This is a genomic window from Cellulomonas sp. EB106-03-03-XG116, from assembly GCF_058792015.1.
Map to the genome: position 1 here is coordinate 1 of NZ_JBYTEP010000102.1, position 5436 is coordinate 5436.

A 5436-nucleotide genomic window follows, 5' to 3' on the forward strand; every position below is an offset into this window, starting at 1 on the left:
CCCCCCCCCCCCCCCCCCCTTTTTTAAGGATACGGCGACCACAGAGATCTACACTCCACGTCTTTTGTCGGCAGCGGAAGGGGGGGAGAAGAGACAGGACCGGGGCCGACGGGCCCGCCGGGGCCCGCGCCGCCGGGTCCGGCGCGGTGTGCTCGGTCCAGGCCGCGCCGTCGAACCAGCGGAGCACCGCGGGCGTCACCCCGTCGGGGTACCACCCGGCGGGCGGGAGCGGCAGCGCCTCGGTCATGCACTCCCTCTCGGCCGCTCCGGCCCGGGTGATGACCCGCGGCGGCCCAGGTCCCCCGTTCGGACCAGCGATCACGCGGGTCCCGGGCGGCGCCCGCGCGGCGATCCGCTGGCGCGCCGTAACCGTCCGGACACCTTCGGCGCGTACGTTCCCTGCACCGGTCGCGCGGACGCGCCCGGACGGCCGGACCGACGGGAGGTGACGCGAGGTGTTCGAGCACGTCGACCCGTTCATCGGCACCGAGGCCACGTCGCTCCCGCCGCAGTCCGGTCTCGCCGCCACCTGGTGGTGGCCGAAGCCGCAGGTGGGCAACACGCACCCCGGCGCGACGTACCCGCTCGGCATGGTCAGCGCGTGCGCCTACTCCGGCGCCTACCCGACCGGGTACGGCCGGTACGACCTGTCGACCGAGGGGCTGCCGCCCGCCCTGCACGCGAGCCAGCGCGCCTCCGGGTTCACGCACTTCCAGCAGTCCGGCACCGGCGCGATCCGCAAGTACTACAACTACGTGCGCGTCACCCCGATGCTCCAGCCGCTCGACGACCTCGGGCAGCTCTGGGAGGTGTCGGACGAGCGCGCCGAGCCCGGCTACTACGCCGCGACCCTCGACTCCGGCATCCGCTGCGAGGTCACCGTCGGCCCGAAGTCGGCGGTGCACCGGTACACGTTCCCGGCGCACCGGGACGCGCGGCTGGTCATCGACCTGAGCCTCGGCGGGCTGGACATCCCGTACGGCCGCACGGTGCCGCTCCGCGCCCACCTGGAGTCGGTCGAGCCGGGCGTCGCGCAGGGCGAGATCACCGTCGAGGGCGCGCCGCTGGCCGTGCACGTCGAGTGCGACACGCCCCAGTGGCGGCAGCTGCTCTGGTACGACCGCCGCCTCATGCCGGGCGGCACCCGCCTCGACTTCGACCGGATCCGCCCGACGACGCTGCGGCCGTTCGGCCTCATGTGGGCCGGGCCGACCGAGCCGGGCCAGGTCGTCGAGCTGCGGTTCGGCTTCTCGCTGCGCGGCGTCGAGCAGGCGCGCGCCAACCTCGTGCGCGAGTGCGGGCCCGGGCCGTCGTCGTTCGCGGAGCGCCGCGCGCGCACGGCGCACGAGTGGCGCCGCCAGCTCGGCAAGGTGCAGGTCGACACCCCGGACGCCGGCAAGCAGACCGTGCTGTCCACGGCGCTCTACCACTCGCTGATCAAGCCCTGCCTGGCGCCGGACGAGAGCCCGTTCTGGCCGACGGACACCCCGTTCGCCTACGACATCGCGACCATGTGGGACATCTACCGCACGCAGCTCCCGCTGCTGACGGCGCTGGTGCCGGACAAGGCCGTGGAGCTCGCCACCGCGATCCTGCACATCGCGGAGGAGGAGGGGAACTTCCCGATCGGGTACCGGATGGCCCGCGGGGCCGACCGGTTCTCCCGGCAGGGCAGCGCCCTGGCGCACACGTTCCTGGCCGACCTGTGCGCGCTCGGCCTGCCGTTCGACTGGGACTGGGCGCTCGTGCACCTGCACAACGACCTGCGCCGGACGTACGGCGAGGAGTTCCTGCTGCACGGTCGCACGCACCCGATCAGCCACACGCTCGACCTCGCGTTCGGCTACTTCTGCACGGCGGTCATCGCCCGGCAGGTCGGCGACCGGACCCTGCTCGACCAGTTCGCCCCGCTCGCCGGACGGTGGCGCAACGCGTTCGACCCGGCGACCGGCCTGCTGCGCGACTCGACGTTCTACGAGGGCGGCCGGTGGAACTACTCGTTCCGGCTGCTGCACGACATGGCGGCGCGGATCGACCTGGCCGGCGGCGACGAGGCGTTCGTGGCCCTGCTGGACCGGTTCTTCGGCTTCGGCGCCGACCCGGTGAAGCAGCCCGGCCTCGCGCCGTCCGAGGACGAGATGCTGGCCGGCTACGCGCTGCACCGGTTCGAGGGCCTGAACAACGAGCCGGACATGGAGGCCCCGTGGGCGTACCAGTACGCCGGGCGCCCCGACCGCACCGCCGAGGTGGTGCACGCCGTCACCCAGCAGCAGTTCGGCACCGGCCGCGGCGGCCTGCCCGGCAACGACGACTCCGGCGGGCTGTCCTCCTGGTACGTCTGGGCGACGCTCGGGCTGTTCCCGGTCGCCGGCCAGAACCTGTTCCTGGTCAACGCCCCCGCGTGGCGCGAGGCCCGGATCGACGTCGGCGGGAAGCCGTTCACCGTCGAGACCAGCGGGTTCGTCGAACCCGAGCCCGACGGACCGGCGCAGTACGTGCAGCGGGTCCGGCTGGACGGGGTCGAGCTCGACCGCACCTGGCTGACCGGGACCGAGCTGCACGCCGGCGGGCGGCTCCAGGTCGACCTCGGCCCGGAACCGGGCCCGTGGACGGCCGCCGCGCGACCGCCGTCGCTCAGCACCGGCGCCTGACGGCCCGCACCCCTGCGCTCCCCACCCCTTCCGCACGACCCTCCCGGAGGCCTGCCGTGACCGACGCGCCCCTCAGCCCCACCGCCGACGCCGCACCCGCGCGCCGGGTCGACCGCCGCCTCGTGATCGTGGTGCGAGCCGACCCAGTGATCTGCGGCCACTCCGGGGAGGCGCGCAACCTCGCGGAGGCGGCGCTCGACCGCGGGTTCGACGAGGTGCGGATCGTCACCTGGCCGATCGACCGGCTGCAGGCCGCGGGCCTGCCGCTCAAGCCGCTGGACCGGGTGCTCCCGTACCGCGAGGGCGTGGTGGTCGAGCGGCCCGGACCGGTCGGCGACTACAAGGTCCCCGACGGCCGCTGGGTCGCCGGCCTGATCGGCCGGCTCGTCGAGCTGTTCACCGACGGGGTGCCCACCGTCGCGCTGTCGCTGTACCTGAGCCCGCACGCCACCGCGGTCGCGGACGCGGTGCACGTCGCCCGGCGCACCGGCCTGCCCGTGAACGTGACCACGGTCGCCGAGGCGGTCGGCTCGGACGTCACCAACGTCGTGCGCGCCTGCGTCGAGGCCGACCAGTTCGGCGCCGCCGCGCACGTGCTCGCGTCCTACCTGGAGCACGACGTCTGCCTGGCGGTGTCCGAGTACACCCGCGACCTGATCATCACCGAGGCGGAGGCGCTCGACGCGAAGCACGGCACGACGTTCGCCGCGCAGTGCCGCGAGCGGGTCCGGATCTCGTACCCCGCCGTCGACGTCGCGCAGTACCTCGCGCGCGACGACGCCGAGACGGACGCGGTGCTCGGCGCGCGGGGCCTGGACCGCGACGGGTACGTGCTCTACCTGTCCCGGCTGGCCGCCGCCAAGGGCGTGGACGACCTCATCGACGGCTACGCCGCCAGCAGCGCCCCGGGGACGCACCGCCTGGTGATCGCCGGCAACGGGCCCGAGGCGGCGCAGCTGCGGGCGCACGCCGCGGCCTCGCCCGTCGCGGACCGGGTGCTGTTCCTCGACGACGTGTCCGACGACGAGAAGCCGCACCTGATGGCGGGCGCCGCCGCGTACGTGCTGCCGAGCAAGCCGCGACCGGAGTTCGTCGAGACGTTCGGCATCGCGCTCGTGGAGAAGATGCTCTCCGGCGGCGGCCCGGTCATCACGACCGACACCGGCGGCATCCCGGAGGCCGTCGGCGACACGGCGATCATCGTGCCGGTCGAGGACCCCGCGGCGATCGCGGCGGCGCTGGACCGGGCGCTGGCGGTCACCGGCGCCGACCGCGAGGAGTGGGCGGACGCGGCCCGCGAGTTCGCGCTGCAGTTCGACCGCGCGGTGGTGCTGGACAAGATCCTCGAGGCGGTCGACGCGGTGGTGCCCGCGCGGGGGTGAGCGCGGGCCGGCGGCGGGGCGGCGGCGGGGTGGCGGCGGGCCGCTCCGGCGCCCGCCGAGATGGGGCTGGACAGCGCAGAGCGCGGTGCGGCTAGCGTGATCGGCGTCGGTCCGGCAGCCGCCCCGAGGGACCGTCCGTCGACGTCGAGGAACGACGACCATGCAGGTCATCCCCAAGAGCTACGGCCGCCTGATCATCATGACCGAGGAGGAGATGCGCGAGAAGCGGGAGCAGGAGCTCGCGAGCATCGGCCTCGACCTGGAGACGATCGAGGAGCGGTACGAGACCTGGCAGCTGTCCCGCGAGCAGCGCATCGCGTACGAGGAGTACCTCACGCTGGGCAGGTTGCTCGGTGAGTGACCGGGAGGCGGAGGGTGGCGCGCCGCCAGGGGCGCAACCCGGGGCGGGGGACGACGACCTCGCGACCGTCGCGGAGCGGTTCGCCGAGGACCTGCGCAGCACCCTGCGCGGGGTCGTGGCCGGCGACGACGTCGGGACCTTCGACGTACGGCCCACGGCCATGCCACGGTCGCGCCTCACGGTCGAGCAGGAGCCGTCCGACGGGATCCCGCTGGCCGTCGACGGCCTCGTCGTGCTCCGGCTGCGGGCCTCCTTCGACTGCGGCTGGGACCACACCGGCCGGTTCCTGGCCGTCCGCCGGTCCACGATGGCGGCAGTCGTCGAGGGCACCGAGGAGCCGCTGTTCCGGTACGACTACGACGCGGGCTCCGACGACAAGGTCCCGGCGGCGCACCTCAACGTGCACGGCCACCGCGACGAGCTGGTGTTCGCGATGATGGCGGCCGGGCACCGGCTGCGGGGTCGCGCGCGCACCTCGGCGGTCCGCCGGGGCCGGGTGCCCCGGGTGTCGACGCTGCACTTCCCGCTCGGCGGGCACCGGTTCCGGCCGTCGTTCGAGGACGTGCTCGAGATGCTGGTCCGGGAGTTCGGCCTCGACACCCGGCCCGGCTGGCGCGCGGCGGTCTGCGCCGGGCGCGCGCGATGGCGCGCGGTCCAGCTCCGCGCCGCGGTCCGGGACGACCCGGCGGGCGCGGCGGAGGCGCTCGGCGACCTCGGGTACGCGGTCCGCCGGCCGCTGCCGGGCGGGGCGCCGGCGGTGCCGCGGTAGCGGCTCAGCCGCCGCGGCGGCTCAGCATCACAGGTGGCCCAGCCGCACCGGTGGCTCAGCCCCGGGGAGCGGCCCGACCCCGGCACCGGCTCGGCCCGGGCCCGGCTCAGTCGCAGTAGTCGCAGATCCCCGTACCCGGCAGCACCATCGAGCACGTCGGGCAGGTCTTCGTGAACTCGACCGGCTCCGGCTTCCTCGCCCGCGGGGTGGCGGCGGCCCGCGGCGCCCGCGGGGCCTTCGGCGCGGCCGACCGCGCCCGGGCCGGGGCGGCGG

At 75.1% G+C, this 5436-nt stretch carries 5 protein-coding genes; 4 read left to right on the forward strand and 1 reads right to left on the reverse strand.

Going from position 1 to position 5436, the window contains the following annotated elements; all coding sequences use genetic code 11:
• Positions 1-481, reverse strand: a 481-nt coding sequence (locus AC3WUG_RS19225; protein WP_492329143.1) for a DUF2510 domain-containing protein, incomplete at its 3' end; no start/stop codon positions are given.
• Between AC3WUG_RS19225 and AC3WUG_RS19230 the strand changes: the two genes are divergently transcribed.
• The 4 genes from AC3WUG_RS19230 (at position 456) to AC3WUG_RS19245 (ending at position 5163) form a co-directional block, all read left to right on the forward strand.
• Entirely contained in the window at positions 456-2651 is a 2196-nt protein-coding gene (locus tag AC3WUG_RS19230; RefSeq protein WP_492329139.1) for a glycoside hydrolase domain-containing protein, read from the forward strand. The genes AC3WUG_RS19225 and AC3WUG_RS19230 overlap by 26 nt on opposite strands.
• 56 nt (positions 2652-2707) lie before the next feature.
• On the forward strand, positions 2708-4033 hold the full coding sequence (locus AC3WUG_RS19235) for a glycosyltransferase (RefSeq protein ID WP_492329140.1): 1326 nt from the start codon (positions 2708-2710) through the stop codon (positions 4031-4033).
• A 160-nt stretch (positions 4034-4193) separates the two neighbouring features.
• Positions 4194-4394 (forward strand): hypothetical protein, encoded by a 201-nt coding sequence (locus AC3WUG_RS19240; protein WP_492329141.1) that lies wholly within the window; start codon positions 4194-4196, stop codon positions 4392-4394.
• Positions 4387-5163, forward strand: coding sequence for a hypothetical protein (locus AC3WUG_RS19245; RefSeq protein ID WP_492329142.1), 777 nt, complete (start codon positions 4387-4389; stop codon positions 5161-5163). Before AC3WUG_RS19240 ends, AC3WUG_RS19245 begins: the two co-directional genes overlap by 8 nt.
• The last annotated feature ends 273 nt before the right edge of the window (positions 5164-5436 follow it).